This is a genomic window from Actinoplanes sp. NPDC051405 (assembly GCF_055586185.1).
Map to the genome: position 1 here is coordinate 125,025 of NZ_JBVJIR010000010.1, position 16,196 is coordinate 141,220.

Here is a 16,196-nt window from a genome sequence, read left to right on the forward strand (position 1 = left end):
GCGAGCAGACTCGGGCCGGCGAGCCCGACATGAGCCTGCTGATCGGCGGCATCGGTGAACTCGTCACCAACGATCCCGAGCTGGGTGTCCTGGCGGACGCGGCGGTGGTCGTCGAGGGCGACCGGATCGCCTGGGTGGGCCCGATGCGCGACGCGCCCGCGGCCGACGAGCGCCTCGACACCGACGGCGCCGCGGTCATCCCGGGCTTCGTGGACAGCCACGCCCACCTGGTCTTCGCCGGCGACCGGGCCGGGGAGTTCGCGGCCCGGATGAACGGCGAGCCGTACACCGGCGGCGGCATCCGCACCACGGTCGCCGCCACCCGCGCGGCCGATGACGGCACCCTGCTGGCCGCGGCGAGCCGGCTGGTCGCAGAGGCGCGGCGGCAGGGCACGACCACCATCGAGATCAAGAGCGGGTACGGCCTCAGCGTCGCCGACGAGGCCCGCACCCTGCGGATCGCCCGGCACCTGACCGACGAGACGACGTTCCTGGGCGCGCACGTCGTCCCGGCCGAGTACGCCGACGACCCGGACGGCTACGTGGACCTGGTCAGCGGCCCGATGCTGACCGCCGCCGCACCGTACGCCCGGTGGATCGACGTGTTCTGCGACCGGGGCGCCTTCGACGGTGACCAGGCCCGGGCGGTGCTGACCGCGGGCGCGAAGGCCGGGCTGGGGCTGCGCGTGCACGCCAACCAGCTCACCGCCGGGCCGGGCGTGCGGCTGGCGGTCGAGCTCGGTGCCGCCAGTGCCGACCACTGCACGCATCTGAGCGACGCTGACGTGGACGCCCTCGCCGGTTCCGGGACGGTGGCGACGCTGCTGCCCGGGGCCGAGTTCTCGACCCGGTCGCCGTACCCGGATGCCCGCCGGCTGCTCGACGCCGGGGTGACCGTGGCGCTGGCGACCGACTGCAACCCCGGGTCGTCGTACACGTCGTCGATGCCCTTCTGCCTGGCTCTCGCCGTACGGGAAATGCGCATGACGCCCGCCGAGGCCCTCTGGGCCGCGACCGCGGGCGGCGCCCGGGCCCTGCGCCGCGACGACGTCGGCGTGCTGCGCCCCGGCGCCCGCGCCGACCTGGCCGTCCTCGACGCGCCCTCGTATCTGCACCTGGCCTACCGGCCGGGTGTTCCCCTCATCAGCACAGTGCTGCACAACGGAGTGCCCCAATGATCGTCTCAGTCGAACCCACCGGAATCACCGCCGCCGATGTCCTCGCCGTCGCCCGGCACGACGCCCGGGTCGAGCTCTCCGAGGCCACCTACGCGGCCATGGCCCGCAGCCGGGCCATCGTCGACACCATCGAGGCCTCCGGCCGCCCGGTGTACGGCGTCTCGACCGGCTTCGGCGCGCTGGCCAACACCTCCATCGCCCCGGAGCGCCGGGCCGAGCTGCAGCACGCGCTGATCCGCTCGCACGCCGCCGGCATCGGCGCCCCCATGCCCCGCGAGGTGGTGCGGGCGATGATGCTGCTGCGGGTGCGCTCGCTGGCCCTGGGCCTGTCCGGGGTACGGCCGCTGCTCGCCCAGGGACTCGTCGACCTGCTCAACAACGACATCACCCCGTGGGTCCCCGAGCACGGCTCGCTGGGCGCCTCCGGTGACCTGGCGCCGCTGGCCCACTGCGCGCTGGTGCTGCTCGGCGAGGGCTGGGTGCTGGGCAAGGACGGCTCCCGGATGGCCGCCGCCGACGCCCTGCACGGCACCGGCCTGCAGCCGCTGACGCTGGCCGCCAAGGAGGGCCTCGCGCTGATCAACGGCACCGACGGCATGCTCGGCATGCTGCTGCTGGCCATCGAGGACGCCCGGCACCTGTTCACCATGGCAGACGTGACGGCGGCGCTGGCGATCGAGGCGATGCTCGGCTCGGAGCGGCCGTTCCTGCCGGAGCTGCACGCGATCCGGCCGCACCCCGGGCAGTCCGACTCGGCCGCCAACATCCACCGGCTGCTGCAGGACTCGGCGATCATGGACTCGCACCGCGACGACCTGGCCCACGCCGTGCAGGACGCGTACTCGATGCGCTGCGCGCCGCAGGTCGCCGGGGCCGCCCGGGACACGCTGGAGTTCGCGTGGACCACCGCTGGCCGCGAGCTGCGGTCCGTGGTCGACAACCCGGTCGTGCTGCAGGACGGCCGGGTGGAGTCCACCGGCAACTTCCACGGCGCGCCGCTCGGCTTCGCCGCCGACTTCCTGGCCATCGCCGCCGCTGAGGTCGGGGCGATCGCCGAGCGCCGGGTCGACCGGCTGCTCGACGTGACCCGCAACCGCACGCTGCCGCCGTTCCTGACCCCGGACGCGGGGGTCAACTCGGGCCTGATGATCGCCCAGTACACGGCGGCCGGGATCGTCGCGGAGAACCGGCGGCTCGCGGCGCCCGCCTCGGTGGACTCCCTGCCCACCAGCGGCATGCAGGAGGACCACGTGTCGATGGGCTGGGCCGCGGCGAAGAAGCTGCGTACGGTCCTGGACAACCTGACCAGCCTGCTCGCCGTCGAGCTGCTGGCCGCGACGCGGGGCCTGCAGTTGCGGGCGCCGCTGAGCCCGTCACCGGCCGGCCGTGCGGCGGTCGCCGCCCTGGAGGGCTTCGCCGGGCAACCGGGGCCGGACGTCTTCCTGGCCCCGGTGATCGAGCAGACCCGCGCGGTCGTCGGGGACCGGGCCCTGCGCGCCGCGATCGAGGAGGCGATCGGGCCGCTGCTCTAGGCTCTCCACCATGGACGGCACAGCGGTGGTCATCGGGGCGGGCATCGGCGGGCTCACCGTCGCGCGGGTGCTGAGCCGGCGGTACGCGCAGGTCACGGTCCTCGACCGGGACCTGCTGCCGGCCGACGGGGTGCCGCGGCGTGGGGTCCCGCAGAGCGCGCACGGGCACATCCTGCTGATCTCCGGGCTGCGGGTGCTGACCGAGCTGTTCCCCGGCGTCGGCGAGGAGCTGATCTCCCGCGGCGCCAGGCGCTTCGACCTCGGGACCGGTCTGTGCAACTACCGGTTCGGCCGCCGCCGCACCCCCGCGCCGGCGGGTCAGGACCTGACCTCGGTGAGCCGGCCCCTGCTGGAGGCGGTGATCCGCGCGCGGGTCGCCACCGAGCCGACCGTGACCATCCGCGAGGGGGTGGCGGTGACCGCCCTGATCGGAGCCGCCGATGCGGTCACCGGGGTGGTGCTGGACACCGGCGAGAGCATCGCCGCCGACCTCGTCGTCGACTGCTCCGGACGCAACAGCCGCTCGGACCGGTGGCTCGGCGAGCTCGGCCTGCCGGCACCACGACAGCTCGAGGTGGAGATCGGCGTCGCCTACACCACCCGGGTCTATCGGCGCGGGCCGGGCCAGCTGGAAGGCTGGGAGGCGGCGCTCGTGCTGCCCGAGCCGCCGCACGAGAAGAAGGCCGGGCTGGTGCTGCCGATCGAGGACGACCGGTGGCTGGTCGCGGTCGGCGGCTGGCATGTCGACCCGGTGCCCAGCGACGTGGCGAGCTTCGAGGCCTACGCCCGGAGCCTGCCCGACCCGATCGTCGCCGACCTGATCGCGCGGGCTGAGCCGCTCGGGGAGCCTCTTCCGTTCCGGTTCCGGTCCAGCCGCCGCCGGCTCTTCGAGGAGCTGGACCGGCTCCCGGCCGGATACCTGACCGTGGGCGACGCCGTGTGCAGCTTCAACCCGATCTACGGGCAGGGCATGACGGTCGCCGCGATGGCGGCCGGCGCGCTCGGCGAGACCCTGGACCGGCATGGCGCCGCGACGACCGCCGCCGCCCGCGACTACTACCGGACCGCCGCGGAGTTGATCGCGGTCCCGTGGCGGTTCGCGGTCGGCAACGACTTCGCGTACCCGCAGACCGCTGGGCCGCGGCCGCACGGTGTCCGCCTCACCAACTGGTACTCCAAGCGGCTCGCCGTCGCTTCCCAGTCATCGCCCGAGCTCAGCCGGATCTACCTCGGCGTGCAACAGCTGCTCATGCCGCCGAGCGAGTTGCTGCGCCCGGGCGTGGTCATCCGGGCGCTGCGGCTCGGCGGCCGGCGCGCTCGTTAGCGCGGGATGGCCGTGCGGACCACCAGCACCCGGTCGGTGCTCTCGTCGTCGGTGAAGGCCCGCGCCAGGTAGAGCCAGTCGCCGTGCACCGCGGCCGCGTCGGCGTGACCGGCCGCGGTGGCCAGCGACCCGTCCGGGCGGATCTGCAGCACCTCGGTCGTGCCGGCGCCGATGTCGCGCCGCTTCCGGGACTGGACCAGCAGGTCACGCTGCCGGCCGGTGGCGTCGCCGGTCCAGTCGAACCTGCTCGGCAGGTCGTCCGCGCCGGTGCGGAAGCTGGTCACGTACACGTTGCCGCGCTCGTCGGTCACCAGGCTGGCGTTGCTCTCGCCGCGCTGGCCGGTGCGGCTGCCCCGGAGCCAGACCGACGCCTGCGCCGCCTGGCCGCGGTCGGCGAACGGCTTCTCCGGATCGTCGACGGCACCGTCGAGGCCGCCGCCGGCGACGTTGCCGATCAGCTCGTGCGCGGAACCGTCCGCGCGGACCGCGACGACGCTGCGCCGGCCGGGCCCGGCGTAGAGGGTGCCGTCGGTGCCGATCGCGATCGGGTCGTTGAGGCCGCCCTCCAGGGCGATCTGCGTGGCCGGGGTGCCGTCCGGGAAACCGCCCTCCCGGGTACGCGCGGAGCGCCACTGCCGCGCGGTGAGCCCGGCCAGGTCCCGCCCCAGCACTGTTTTGATCTTGCCGCCGTCGACCGTACGGACCAGCTGGTGGGTCGTCGGGTCGTTGCGTTCCTCGGCGAAGTACATCCGGTTGTCCGGCCCGACCGCGACACCGTGCAGATACCGCAGGTAGGCGCCGTCCGCCGCGGCACCGTCGGCCGGCGGCTTGCGGTCACCCCGGTAGGTGTCGCGGTCGATGCCCAGCCGCTGGGTGGCCTTGCCCTCCGGCGTGATCTGCCAGACGCCGCCCTCGCCGTTCCACAGGGCGACGTAGACGGCACCGTCCGGGCCGGTCGTCAGCTGGCTCACGTACTCGGCTCGGAAACCGGGCACCGCCACATGGGACAGCTTGCCGTCCTGCACCGTCCACATGGTGGCGACCGCGTTGGTCTCGGTCAGCACCCGCAGCGTCCCGGCCCGGTCGATCGTCATGTCCACGAGCCGGCCGTCGATGAACGCGTCCGCGGCCGGGCCACCGTCGGCCTCGCCGCCACCGGCCACCAGCTCCACCGTCTGCGCCGCCGTGCTGCCCGGCGTGCACCCCGCAGCGGCCAGCACCAGTGCGGCCGCGACACCCATCCCCCGTTTGGTCACGGCGGCATCGTAGGGCAGGGGTTTCTCGTGGGTCATGACGGCCTGCGGCGGGCCCAGCTTCCGCTTCGCGGCGCGAGCCGAACCCCCTAGCGGGGTAGCTCCTTGGCGATGACCTTGGCCAGTTCGCGGAACGCCTTGCCGCGGTGGCTGATCGCGTCCTTCTCCTCGGCGCTGAGCTCGGCGTTGGTCCGGCTCTGGCCCTCGCCGAGGAAGATCGGGTCGTAGCCGAAACCGCCGGTGCCGCGCCGCGAGCGCAGGATCTGGCCACGCTGCTTGCCCTCGACCAGGTGCTCGCGGCCGTTGGGCAGCACCAGCACGGCCGCGCAGACGAAGGCGCCGCCGCGGTGCTCGTCCGGGACGTCGCCGATCTGGGCCAGCACCAGATCGAGGTTGGCCTGGTCGTCGCCGTGGCCACCGGCCCAGCGGGCGCTGAAGACCCCGGGCATGCCGTTGAGCGCGTCCACGGCCAGCCCTGAGTCGTCCGCCACCGTCGGCAGGCCGGTGCGCGAGGCGCCCTCGCGGGCCTTGATGAGCGCGTTCTCGCCGAAGGTCAGGCCGGTCTCGGGCACGTCCGGGTAGTCCGGGAAGTCGCCGAGCCCGACCAGGTCGATGCCGCCGGAGCCGAGCGCGTTGTCGAGGATGCGCTGGAGCTCCACCAGCTTCTTCGGGTTCGCCGTGGCGAGCAGCAGGCGGGCGCTCACGACGCCAGCGCCTTCTGCTGGGCCAGCGCCAGCTCCGCACAGCCCAGCACGCCCAGGTCGAGCAGCGCGTCGAGCTGATCCCGGCGGAACACGTTGGCCTCGCCGGTGCCCTGCACCTCCACGAAGTCGCCGTCGCCGGTGCAGACCACGTTCATGTCCACCTCCGCGGCGACGTCCTCGAGATACATCAGGTCGAGGCGCGGCTCGCCGTCGATGACGCCGACGCTGACCGCCTGGATCGAGCGGTGCATCACCTTCTCGACCTTGCCGGCCAGCGACTTGCGCTCGGCCAGCCAGTTGACCGCGTCGTGCAGCGCGACGTAGGCGCCGGTGATGGCCGCCGTGCGGGTGCCGCCGTCGGCCTGCAGCACGTCACAGTCGAGCACGATGGAATTCTCACCCAGGGCCTTGAGGTCGATGCAGGCCCGCAGGCTGCGCCCGATCAGCCGGGAGATCTCCTGGGTGCGGCCGCCGACCTTGCCCTTGACGCTCTCCCGGTCGCCGCGGGTGTTCGTCGCGCGGGGCAGCATGGCGTATTCGGCGGTCACCCAGCCCAGACCGGAGCCCTTGCGCCAGCGCGGCACGCCCTCGGTCACGCTGGCGGTGCAGAGCACCCGGGTGTCGCCGAATTCGACGAGCACCGATCCCTCGGGATGAATGCTCCACCGGCGGGTGAGGGTCACGGGTCGGAGTTGGCCGGGCTCTCGGCCGTCGGGTCGCGCCATGCCAAGAGCCTAGGCTGATCGCCGCTACAGCGCGTCGCCGGGTGCCGTCGCCCAGGCACTGGAGGCGACGGCGGCGACCGCCGGCACGGCCGGTCGCAGCGCCCGCTCCGGCATCGGCTGCCGGGCCAGGACCGCTGAGCTGCGCGCCTGCGGCAGGGCGCCGTGGGCCCGCAGGAAACCGTCGACGGCCTGCGGCCAGCCGAACAGCTCGGCGCGGGCCCGGGCGGCCGCCCGGCGCTCGTCCTCGGGACGCTCCATCAGGCTGCGCACACCCTCGGCGAACGCCTCCGGGGTGCCGCGCACGGCCACACCGGCGTCGCCGACGACCTCGGGCAGCGCGCTGGCCGCGTTGACCACCACGGGCGTGCCGCAGGCCAGCGCCTCCAGCGCGGCGAGCCCGAAGGTCTCCACCGGACCGGGCGCCACGGCGACGTCCGCGCTGGCCAGCAGCGCGGCGACGTCGTCGCGGTCGGAGATGTGCCCGGCGAACCGCACCGGCAGCCGGGCCGCCCGATAGGCCAGCGCGGCCCGGCGGGAGCCGTCGCCGGCCAGCGCCAGCACGGCGGGCACCTTGGCGGCGCGCAGCGCGGCGATGGTGTCGACGGCCAGCTCGGGTCGCTTGTCGGCGGACAGCCGGCTGCAGTAGACGACCAGGAGCTCCTCCGGGCGGGCATAACGGGCGCGGACGGCGGCGTCGGCTCGGCTCGGGTGGAACTGACGCAGGTTGACGCCGAGCGGCACCTCGACGAGGTTCGGCACGCCGAGGCGGCGGAACTCCGCCGCCGCGAAGGCGGTCGTACAGACGATCTGGTCGAAGACCTCGGCCGTACGCCGGTTGAGCCGGTCGGCGAGCGAGTCGCGGTGCGGCATGCCCCAGACACCCAGCAGGCCGGCCAGGGACTCGTGGGAGACCATCATCGAGCCCACCCCGCGCTCCCGGGCCCAGCGGCCGGTCCAGCGCAGCGTGGCCCGGTCGGAGACCTCGATGCGGTCCGGCCGCAGCCCGTCCAGCAGCCCGGTCAGCTCGCGCCGGCCGGCCAGCACGCGGTAGCCCCCGGTGCGGGGCACCCGGTGGCCGGGGAGCGTGATGACCCGGCCCTGCTCGGTCATCTCGTCGGAGCGCTCCCGCCCCGGCACGATCAGGATCGGCTCGTGGCCGGCCCGCAGGTAACCCTCGCCGAGGTTGCGCAGCGCGGTGCGCAGCCCGCCCGAACGAGGTGAGACGAAGTTCGCCAGTCGGACGATACGCAGCTTGCGTTCACCCACTGATCGACCGGTCATGCAAGGCACTCCAAGGTCACTTCGAGGTCGGTGGTCCGCTCGTGCCGTCCCCTCGGCAAGCTCAGAGATCGTAGCGGGAACCGGGTCGCACGACCTCCACCGGACCCACGAACGCGGCGGACGCGGCCTCCACAGTAGAGGCCTCGCTGCCCCAGGCGGGAACCAGATGGGTCAGCAGCAGTTTGCCGACGTCCGCCTTGGTCGCCGCCTCCCCCGCCTCGCCTCCGGTGAGGTGCAGGTCGGGCGGGTTGACCACGCCGTCGAGGTAACTCGCCTCACACAGGAACAGGTCCGCGCCCTGGGCCAGGCGCAGCAGGGCGTCGCACGGCGCGGTGTCCGACGAGTACGCCAGCACCCGGCCGTTGTGCTCGACGCGGACGCCGTACGTCTCGATCGGATGGTTGACGCGGTCGGCGGTCACAGTGAACGGGCCGATCGGGAACGTGCCCGGCTGCAGACCGTAGAACGTGTACACGTCGTCGACCGGCTCGTTCTCGGCGCTGTAGGCGGCTGAGATGCGCTCGGCGGCGCCCATCGGGGCGTAGACGGGCAGCGGCGGGAGCGGGCCGCCCGGGGCGTAGCGGCGCACCACCACGTAGGTGCAGGCGTCCAGCATGTGGTCGCAGTGCAGGTGGGTCAGCATGATCGCGTCGACGGCTCCGATGCCCGCATACCGCTGCAGGGCCGACAGGGAGCCGGACCCGAAGTCGATCAGCAGCCGGAACCCTTCCGCCTCCACGAGGTAGGCCGAACAAGCCGACTCGGGGCCGGGAAAACTGCCGGCGCAGCCGAGAACGGTCAGTCGCATGCGGGTTCCTCTGGTTCACGCTCGGTCGTCCACTCGGCCAAGACCCATGCTCCTTGAAAGTCCTTTGCCCCCAGGAAACGGTCCTTGGCCGAGACGGCAGACCAGTCAATCACGCTGCGCAGCCTACGCCGGGGCCAGCACGTCGGCTAAATGTCTGATCGATTTGTCGCGAAATCGACAACGCAGGTCACACCGGTCGTGACCTGCATCATTATCCCATCCGTTACGCCACGTGAGTCGTATTCGTTGCACACCGTGAAGGACCACAGGGCCAAACGGAGGAGTGCAGTGGCGACGACGGGCGTGCAGGAGCCGAGACGGACTCGTGTCCCGGTGCAGGACTCTCCGGCGCCGGACCTGGTCCCGTTCGGCTGGGAACCGGGTCCGGCCGACCAGATGGACGACATCGACGGCGAGGTCTACTTCCGCTTCCCCACCCCGGACGACCCGGCACCGGGCACGCGGCGGCTGCTGGCGATGTCCCTCTACGCGTCGCTGCTGGGCCTGGCCGGCGTCGGTATCGGCATCCGCGGCCTGGTCTCGCAGATCGGCGGCGGGGTGCCCGGCTGGTACGTGCCGGTGCTGGCCTTCCTCGGCATGGTCAGCGTGGCCCTGTCGGTGGGCGCGTTCCTCTCCATCCACCGGCGGGTGCTGCCATGGCTGCTGCTGCTGGCCGCGGCCCTGCCGCTGATCGCGGACATCATGCTCGCCGTGGCCTACTGAGCTCGACCGCTCCCCTGCGGCGCCCGCCGCTGCCGCGCGGCGCCCGCCCGGCTTCCCACGGCGTCCGCCGGCTTGGCCAAGGCTGAGCGGGCGGGGCGGCCGGGCCGCCCCGCCGCTTGCTCAAGCCCAGAGCTGACCCTCGAGGGCGTCCTCCGCCTCGGCCAGCGTGCCGCCGTAGGCACCGGTGGAGAGGTACTTCCAGCCGCCGTCGCAGACCACGAAGGCCACGTCGGCGCGCTGACCGGCCTTGACCGCCTCGTGCGCCACGGCCAGTGCCGCGTGCAGGATCGCGCCGCTGGAGAAGCCGGCGAAGATGCCCTCGACCTCGACGAGCTGCCGGGTGCGCAGCACCGCGTCGCGGGTGCCGACCGAGAAGCGCCGGCTCAGCACGGTCGCGTCGTAGAGCTCCGGGACGTAGCCCTCGTCGATGTTGCGCAGGCCGTAGACCAGCTCGCCGTAGCGCGGCTCGGCCGCGACGATCTGGATGCCCTCGACCTTTTCCCGCAGGTAACGGCCCGTGCCCATCAGCGTGCCCGTGGTGCCCAGGCCCGCCACGAAATGGGTGATGGTCGGCAGGTCGTGCAGCAGCTCCGGACCGGTCGTCTCGTAGTGCGCCCGGGCGTTGCCCGCATTGCCGTACTGGAACAGCATGACCCAGTCGGGGTGCTCGGCCGCGATCTGCTTGGCCGTCGCGACCGCCTGGTTGGAGCCACCGGCGGCCGGCGAGAAGATGATCTCCGCGCCGTACATCCGGAGCAGCTGGACCCGCTCGGAGGAGACGTTCTCCGGCATCACGCAGACCAGCCGGTAGCCGCGCAGCTTGGCCACCATGGCCAGGGAGATGCCGGTGTTGCCGCTGGTCGGCTCGAGGATGGTGTCGCCGGGACGGAGCCGCCCGGACTCCTCCGCCTCACGCACCATGTACAGCGCCGGGCGGTCCTTGATGCTGCCGGTCGGGTTGCGGTCCTCCAGCTTGGCCCAGAGCCGCACCGGCGGCGCCCCCTCGGGCACCGTCGGCGACAGCCGGGGCAGGCCGACCAACGGCGTGCCCCCGCAAGCGTCCAGCAGGCTCTCGTAGCGAGCCACGGCTTCTACCTACCGAGCAGGGCCGCTGCGGCGGCGAAGCCCAGCGCGCCGCCGGCCACGGCCGGCAGGATGGTGACGGAGTCGCCGTCGTTCAGCGGGGCGTCGAGCGCGCCCAGGAAGCGGACGTCCTCGTCGTTGACGTACACGTTGACGAAGCGGTGCAGGCCACCCTCGGGCGTGAGCAGCCGGCCCTTGAGACCCGAGTGCTTGGTGTCCAGGTCGTCGATCAGGCCGGAGAGCGTCGCACCGGAGCCCTCGACGACCTTCGAGCCGCCGGTGTAGCTGCGCAGGATGGTGGGAACGCGAACTTCGATAGCCATGACTGTGATGCTCCTAGGAAAGAGAAGTCGAGAGAGTTCGAGGGCAGGGGTCTGCTGAGGCCGCGCGTCAGCGACACTCGTAGTAGACCGACGCGGGGCTCTGCCCGAACATGTACGACTGGACGGCGTAGCCGTCCGCACTCCCACTCACGCGTCCACCGTCGCATCCACGATGTTGACCTCTTCTTCGGTCACCACACCGTCCACGATACGGAACGAGCGAATCTCCTCGGAATCCGGCTCGCGGGTCGAGACCAGCATGTAATGCGCGCCCGGCTCCCCCGCGAACGAGATGTCGGTGCGAGACGGATACGCCTCGGTCGCGGTGTGCGAGTGGTAGATCACGACGGGTTCCTCGTCGTTGTCGTCCATCTCACGCCAGACCCGCAACTGCTCCATCGAGTCGAACTCGTAGAACGTCATGGACCGGGCCGCGTTGTCCATCGCGATGTGCCGCGTCGGCAGGTCGCTGCCGATGGGCCCGGCGACGACACCACAGGCCTCGTCGGGGTGGTCCCGGCGGGCGTGGGCGACGATCGCGTCGACGATCGCGCTGTCGATGGTCAGCACGCTGTTCACATTACCGTGGCGCGGCGGCGGACCGGGCGTGGCAGTGCTCACGCGCGTACGGATCATCACGTGGGGTAGGGGTGGGGACATGAAGCAGCGATCAATCGGAAACGTCCAGGTCAGCGCCATCGGGCTCGGCGGCATGCCGATGTCCATCGAGGGGCGGCCCGACACCGACCGCTCGGTCCGGACCATCCACGCCGCGCTCGACGCCGGCGTGACCCTGATCGACACGGCCGACGCGTACCACCTGCACGCCGACGAGGTCGGGCACAACGAGAGCCTGATCGCCCAGGCGCTGGCGAGCTGGAGCGGTGACACCTCCGGCGTGCTGGTCGCCACCAAGGGCGGTCACCTGCGTCCCGGCGACGGCTCCTGGACCGTCGACGGCTCCCCCGCGCACCTGCGGGAAGCCGTCGAGGGCTCGCTCAAGCGTCTCGGTGTGGACGCCATCGGCCTCTACCAGTTCCACCGGCCCGACCCCAAGGTCCCGTACGCGGACTCCGTCGGCACCTGCGCGAGCTGCTCGACGAGGGCAAGATCCGGCTGGCCGGCATCTCCAACGCGAACGTCGAGCAGATCCGCCAGGCCCAGGAGATCCTCGGCGGCCGGCTGGTCTCGGTGCAGAACCAGTTCTCGCCCGCGTTCCGCTCCTCGGAGGACGAGCTGCGGCTCTGCGACGAGCTCGGCATCGCCTTCCTGCCGTGGTCGCCGCTGGGCGGGATCGCCAAGGCCGGCGAGCTGGGCAGCCACTTCGCTGAGTTCGCCCAGGTGGCCGAGGCTCACGGGGTCAGCCCGCAGCAGGTCACCCTGGCCTGGGAGCTGGCCAAGAGCGAGCACGTGATCCCGATCCCCGGCGCGAGCCGTCCCGAGTCGATCACCGACTCGGTACGGGCGGCCGAGCTGACCCTCACCGACGAGGAGCTGGCCCGGCTGGACCAGGCCGCCTAAGGCCGTTCCTCGATCTCCGGGAGGGCATTGAGCAGCGACTCCTGGAGGTAGCCCAGGTACGCGTAGACGGAGAGCTGGAAGACCCGGCTCGACGCGGGGTCGCGCACCACGGCCTCATCGAGCTCGTCACCGAGGTCGGTGTCGCCCTGGATGTCGAGCCGGGTCCCCATGGCCAGCCGGGCGTCGTTGATCGCCCGCAGCCAGGCCTCGGCCTCCTCGCCGTCCAGGCGCACCTCGCCGGGGCCGTCGTCGGGCAGGGCGGCGAGGATGGCCCCGGCCTGGTCGATCTTGCCCGTCTTGAGGTCACCCTCGGTGTAGAGGCGGAACTCGGCCGAGTCGTCGGGCCGGTCCGGGTAGATGTCCGGGAAGAGCCGGCCGACCACCGGGTCGGTGTGGTCGAAACCGTCCATGAGCAGGCCCACGACCTCACCGGCGACCTTGCGCAGCACGCGCACCTCGTCGATGGCGAAGGTGGCCACGCACTGGTTCCCGTTGCGTCGGAACATCGTTCAGCTCACCCGCCCACTCAACCGCGGTCCACCGTCGCCCACAGGCCGTAGCCGTGGAGCTGCGCAGCGTCCATTTCCATCCGTTCACGCGCGCCGCTGGACACGACCGCCTTGCCCTTGTTGTGCACGTCCATCATCAGCTGCTCGGCCTTGTCGTGGCTGTACCCGAAGATCTTCTGGAAGACCCAGGTCACGTACGACATGAGATTGACCGGATCGTCCCAGACGATGGTCACCCACGGCCGGTCATCAGCCGGTACCTCCTCGATCTGCGGCGTCTCTGCGGGAGCGACCTGAGGCAACGCCATGCCCCCCATCGTGCCACGCCGATTCGGGCGGGAGTCGAACCGAGCACGCCAGGCGCGCCGGGAGGGGTGGGATGGCGCAGCCCCGAGCCTGCGCCGCGCCCGCGGGAAAAGCCGCTCACCAGCGCGAACAGCCGGTGGAACCGGTGGGGCGCCCGGACCCGCCCCGCCAGGCCGGGCCCGGGCAGTCACGCCGGTACCGCCGAACCGTATGGGACGGCGGCGGGGGCGGACAGATGCCTGATTACTCACCGTTTCATGCACTCTTACTCATTCTCGAACGTGGTACGGGCGGTGATGTGAAGGTGACGGATCTCGATATGCTGACCCGGTGGAGCACTGGGGATTCGTCGGTCGCGCCGACGAGTTGACCCGGCTCACGACCGTCGCCACCCGGGATTCCGACCGGGGTCTCATCCTGAGCGGCAGCGCGGGCGTCGGCAAGAGCCGCCTGCTGCGCGAAGCCGTCGCGGGGCTGCCGGACGAGCACTACGCCGTCCACTGCGCCTCGGCGAACATAGCGAGTTCCGGGCTGCCGTTCGGCGGCCTGGCCCAGATCCTGCCCGCCGACCCGCCGGCCGGGCTGTCCCCCGCCGGGCTGCTGCGCTGGGCGGTCGACGGGCTGCACGCCGAGTCCGGCGACCGGCCGATGGTGCTCGCCATCGACGACGCCCACCTGCTGGACCCGCCGTCCGCCGCCCTGACCCACCTGCTGGTCCGCGAGGGCGCGACCCTGCTCGGCACGCTGCGCACGGCCGAGCCGGTGCCGTCCCCGATCAGCGCGCTGTGGACCGAGGGGCTGCTCAGCCACGCCGAGCTCGATCCGCTGACCGACGACGAGTCCCGCCAGCTGCTGACCGCGCTGGTGCGTGGGCCGGTCGAGCCGGGCTCCGCGCAGCGGCTCATCCGGCTCGGCGGCGGCAACCCGCTGCTGCTGCGCGAGCTGGTGCTCGCCGCGCTGAGCGGTGGTGAGCTGTCCGAGACGTACGGCTTCTGGCGCTGGACCGGCCGGCTCACCCTGGCGCCGAGCCTGGCCGATCTGGTCGGCGCCCGGATCGGCGGGCTCACCCCCGGCGTGCGCGACGTGCTCGAGATGGTCTCGTTCGGCGAGCCGGTCGGCCTCACGCTGCTGATGCGGGCCGCCGCGGCCGCCGACGTGGAAGCCGCCGAGGAGCGCGGGCTGATCCGGATCGTCGTCGACGAGCGCCGCCGCGACGCGCGGCTGGCCCACCCGCTCTACGGCGAGGTGGTCCGCCGTGGCTGCCCGGTCACCCGGTCCCGGCGGCTGCTCGCCACGCTGGCCGACCTGGTCGAAGGGGCCGGCGCCCGGCGCCGGGACGACCTGCTGCGGGTCGCGGTCTGGCGGCTCGACTCCGGTACGGCGCAGGACGGCACGCTGCTGCTGGACGCGGCCCGCCAGGCTTTCAACCGCTTCGACATCGACCTCGCCCGGCGCCTCGCCGCAGCGGCCCGCGACGCCGGAGCCGGCTGGGCCGCTGCCGAGCTGCTGGCCACGGTGCTGCTCTTCGCCGACTGCCCGGAGGAGGCGCTGACGGTCCTGGGCGCGGATCCGGACGACAGCGCCCGCCGGCTCACCGCACGGGCCGCCGTGGAGTTCTTCGGGCTGGGCCGGGCCGAGGCGGCGGACACGCTGGCGGCGGCGCAGCCGGCCGACCCGGCCGAGCGGGCCCGGGTGCGGGCGTTCGAAGCGTTCATCCGGCTTCAGCTCGACGAGCTGCCGGCAGCCCGGAGCCTGGCCCGCGGCGTGCTCGACGAACCGGCGGCCGGGATCGCCACCCGGGCGCTGGCCCGCTGCGTGCTGGCCTACCTGCTGGCCGCCGGCGGCGACCCGGACGGCAGCGCCGAGCTCATCGCGGCGGTCGAGGCCGACACGGCGGACTGGCGGCGCGACACCCCGACCCTGCAGTACGCCCTGCAGATGGCCGAGGGCACCCGGGTCAGCGTGGCCCTCGACCTGCCCGCCATCGACCGGATCCTGGCGGCGGAGTTCGCCCACCTGGCTCAGGCGGGCGGCTTCGGCTTCGGCTCGGGCTGGGTGTCGCTGCTGCAGGCCCAGGCGAGCCTGCTGCGCGGGCAGACCGGCGAGGCCCTGCACGCCACCGAGCAGGCCTGCGCTTCGCTGGCCCCGGCCCGGGTGTACGACGGCAGCGCCCACTTCGCCCGGGCCAACGTGGCGGCGCTGCGCGGCGAGAGCACGATCGCCACCGAGTCCCTGGCCACCGCCGAGGCGGCCGCGGGCACCGCCGTCAGCCTCTACTACCCGTGGCAGGAGCAGGCCCGGGCGTGGACGCTGGTGTGCCAGGGCGAGCCGGCTGCCGCCGTACGCGTGGTGCAGCGCGCGGTGACCCGGCTGCGGGCCGACCACCTGTACGGTCAGGAGCTGCTCGCCCTCTACGACCTGGTCCGGATCGGGCAGCCGCAGCTGGCCGCCGCCCGGCTCGGGGAGCTGGCGCCGCTGGTCGGCGGCCCGGCGGCGGCGCTGGTGGTCCGGCATGCCGCGGCCGCCGCGGCGGAGGCCGGCGAGGACCTGTTCGCGGTCGCCCGGGAGTTCGCCGTGCTGGGCTACCAGCTCTTCGCCGCCGAGGCCGCGGCCGGCGCGGTCCGGGTCTTCCGCACGGCCCGGGATCCGCGGGCGCTGGCGGCCAGCACGCTGATGGCCGATGTGCTGAGCCGCTGCGGTCCGCTGCGGACACCGGCGCTGCTGGCGGTCCAGCCGGCCCTGACGGTCCGCGAACGCCAGGTGGCCGAGCTGGCCGCCGAGGGGGTCCGGAGCCGCGAGATTGCCGACCGGCTGTATCTGTCACCACGCACGGTGGAGAACCATCTACAGCGCGTCTATACCAAGCTGGGAGTCAACGGCAGGCTGGAGCTTGCTCCGGCACTGCGCCTGCTCCCGCAATAAGGTA

Annotated in this window: 14 protein-coding genes and 2 pseudogenes; 6 read left to right on the forward strand and 10 right to left on the reverse strand. The window is 73.0% G+C overall.

What is annotated here, in order from left to right; translation table 11 throughout:
• The first annotated feature begins 29 nt into the window (after positions 1-29).
• Genes hutI through ACZ6S4_RS22200 form a run of 3 tightly spaced genes read left to right on the forward strand, consistent with a single transcriptional unit; the run spans position 30 to position 4,034 of the window.
• A complete protein-coding gene (gene hutI, locus ACZ6S4_RS22190; RefSeq protein WP_465476925.1) occupies positions 30-1,178 on the forward strand; it encodes an imidazolonepropionase in 1,149 nt (382 codons plus the stop codon).
• Positions 1,175-2,710, forward strand: coding sequence for a histidine ammonia-lyase (hutH, locus tag ACZ6S4_RS22195; RefSeq protein ID WP_465476751.1), 1,536 nt, complete (start codon positions 1,175-1,177; stop codon positions 2,708-2,710). The genes hutI and hutH overlap by 4 nt, the downstream gene beginning before the upstream one ends.
• Before the next feature lie 10 nt (positions 2,711-2,720).
• On the forward strand, positions 2,721-4,034 hold the full coding sequence (locus ACZ6S4_RS22200) for an FAD-dependent oxidoreductase (RefSeq protein ID WP_465476752.1): 1,314 nt from the start codon (positions 2,721-2,723) through the stop codon (positions 4,032-4,034).
• Here ACZ6S4_RS22200 and ACZ6S4_RS22205 read toward each other — a convergent pair.
• From ACZ6S4_RS22205 to ACZ6S4_RS22225, 5 genes are all read right to left on the reverse strand, one after another.
• Positions 4,031-5,290 (reverse strand): NHL repeat-containing protein, encoded by a 1,260-nt coding sequence (locus ACZ6S4_RS22205; RefSeq protein ID WP_465476753.1) that lies wholly within the window; start codon positions 5,288-5,290, stop codon positions 4,031-4,033. The two genes, ACZ6S4_RS22200 and ACZ6S4_RS22205, sit on opposite strands and share 4 nt — an antisense overlap.
• An 86-nt stretch (positions 5,291-5,376) precedes the next feature.
• The gene (gene rdgB / locus ACZ6S4_RS22210; RefSeq protein ID WP_465476754.1) at positions 5,377-5,991 is read right to left on the reverse strand and encodes an RdgB/HAM1 family non-canonical purine NTP pyrophosphatase; all 615 of its coding nucleotides are present in this window, start codon (positions 5,989-5,991) and stop codon (positions 5,377-5,379) included.
• Positions 5,988-6,716 carry a ribonuclease PH gene (rph, locus tag ACZ6S4_RS22215; protein WP_465476755.1) on the reverse strand — a complete coding sequence of 243 codons (729 nt, stop codon included), beginning with the start codon at positions 6,714-6,716 and terminating at the stop codon, positions 5,988-5,990. Before rph ends, rdgB begins: the two co-directional genes overlap by 4 nt.
• 24 nt (positions 6,717-6,740) lie before the next feature.
• The gene (locus ACZ6S4_RS22220; protein ID WP_465476756.1) at positions 6,741-7,997 is read right to left on the reverse strand and encodes a glycosyltransferase; all 1,257 of its coding nucleotides are present in this window, start codon (positions 7,995-7,997) and stop codon (positions 6,741-6,743) included.
• Between the two features lie 61 nt (positions 7,998-8,058).
• Positions 8,059-8,805: an MBL fold metallo-hydrolase gene (locus ACZ6S4_RS22225; RefSeq protein ID WP_360555203.1), complete on the reverse strand. Its 747-nt coding sequence runs from the start codon at positions 8,803-8,805 to the stop codon at positions 8,059-8,061.
• Positions 8,806-9,138: 333 nt separating this feature from the next.
• On the opposite strand from ACZ6S4_RS22225, the gene ACZ6S4_RS22230 reads away from it, so the two are divergent.
• A complete protein-coding gene (locus ACZ6S4_RS22230; RefSeq protein ID WP_465476757.1) occupies positions 9,139-9,528 on the forward strand; it encodes a hypothetical protein in 390 nt (129 codons plus the stop codon).
• A 120-nt stretch (positions 9,529-9,648) separates the two neighbouring features.
• Here ACZ6S4_RS22230 and ACZ6S4_RS22235 read toward each other — a convergent pair whose 3' ends face one another.
• The 3 genes and pseudogenes from ACZ6S4_RS22235 to ACZ6S4_RS22245 all read right to left on the reverse strand — a co-directional run bounded on the left by ACZ6S4_RS22235 (position 9,649) and on the right by ACZ6S4_RS22245 (position 11,504).
• Positions 9,649-10,614: a PLP-dependent cysteine synthase family protein gene (locus ACZ6S4_RS22235; RefSeq protein WP_360555206.1), complete on the reverse strand. Its 966-nt coding sequence runs from the start codon at positions 10,612-10,614 to the stop codon at positions 9,649-9,651.
• A 5-nt stretch (positions 10,615-10,619) separates the two neighbouring features.
• A complete protein-coding gene (locus ACZ6S4_RS22240) occupies positions 10,620-10,934 on the reverse strand; it encodes a MoaD/ThiS family protein (protein WP_360828883.1) in 315 nt (104 codons plus the stop codon).
• 67 nt (positions 10,935-11,001) lie between these two features.
• A pseudogene (locus tag ACZ6S4_RS22245) lies at positions 11,002-11,504 on the reverse strand (M67 family metallopeptidase).
• 148 nt (positions 11,505-11,652) lie between these two features.
• Between ACZ6S4_RS22245 and ACZ6S4_RS22250 the strand changes: the two are divergent.
• Positions 11,653-12,455 (forward strand): annotated as a pseudogene (locus tag ACZ6S4_RS22250) (aldo/keto reductase).
• Here the strand turns inward: ACZ6S4_RS22250 and ACZ6S4_RS22255 are convergent.
• On the reverse strand, positions 12,452-12,961 hold the full coding sequence (locus ACZ6S4_RS22255; protein WP_451910864.1) for a DUF2017 domain-containing protein: 510 nt from the start codon (positions 12,959-12,961) through the stop codon (positions 12,452-12,454). The pseudogene ACZ6S4_RS22250 and the gene ACZ6S4_RS22255 sit on opposite strands and share 4 nt — an antisense overlap.
• 20 nt (positions 12,962-12,981) lie before the next feature.
• The gene (clpS, locus tag ACZ6S4_RS22260) at positions 12,982-13,272 is read right to left on the reverse strand and encodes an ATP-dependent Clp protease adapter ClpS (protein WP_212992473.1); all 291 of its coding nucleotides are present in this window, start codon (positions 13,270-13,272) and stop codon (positions 12,982-12,984) included.
• A gap of 328 nt (positions 13,273-13,600) precedes the next feature.
• Here clpS and ACZ6S4_RS22265 point away from each other — a divergent pair, with 328 nt between their 5' ends.
• On the forward strand, positions 13,601-16,192 hold the full coding sequence (locus ACZ6S4_RS22265; protein ID WP_465476758.1) for a LuxR C-terminal-related transcriptional regulator: 2,592 nt from the start codon (positions 13,601-13,603) through the stop codon (positions 16,190-16,192).
• Positions 16,193-16,196: the final 4 nt, after the last annotated feature.

Bases quoted from the DNA above. Each gene is read 5' to 3' on its own strand.
- ACZ6S4_RS22200 (WP_465476752.1), top strand. From the start codon at position 2,721: ATGGACGGCACAGCGGTGGTCATCGGGGCGGGCATCGGCGGGCTCACC.
- ACZ6S4_RS22255 (WP_451910864.1), bottom strand. From the start codon at position 12,961: ATGTTCCGACGCAACGGGAACCAGTGCGTGGCCACCTTCGCCATCGAC.
- rph (WP_465476755.1), bottom strand. From the start codon at position 6,716: ATGGCGCGACCCGACGGCCGAGAGCCCGGCCAACTCCGACCCGTGACC.
- hutH (WP_465476751.1), top strand. From the start codon at position 1,175: ATGATCGTCTCAGTCGAACCCACCGGAATCACCGCCGCCGATGTCCTC.
- ACZ6S4_RS22225 (WP_360555203.1), bottom strand. From the start codon at position 8,805: ATGCGACTGACCGTTCTCGGCTGCGCCGGCAGTTTTCCCGGCCCCGAG.
- hutI (WP_465476925.1), top strand. From the start codon at position 30: ATGAGCCTGCTGATCGGCGGCATCGGTGAACTCGTCACCAACGATCCC.
- ACZ6S4_RS22220 (WP_465476756.1), bottom strand. From the start codon at position 7,997: ATGACCGGTCGATCAGTGGGTGAACGCAAGCTGCGTATCGTCCGACTG.
- ACZ6S4_RS22240 (WP_360828883.1), bottom strand. From the start codon at position 10,934: ATGGCTATCGAAGTTCGCGTTCCCACCATCCTGCGCAGCTACACCGGC.
- clpS (WP_212992473.1), bottom strand. From the start codon at position 13,272: ATGGCGTTGCCTCAGGTCGCTCCCGCAGAGACGCCGCAGATCGAGGAG.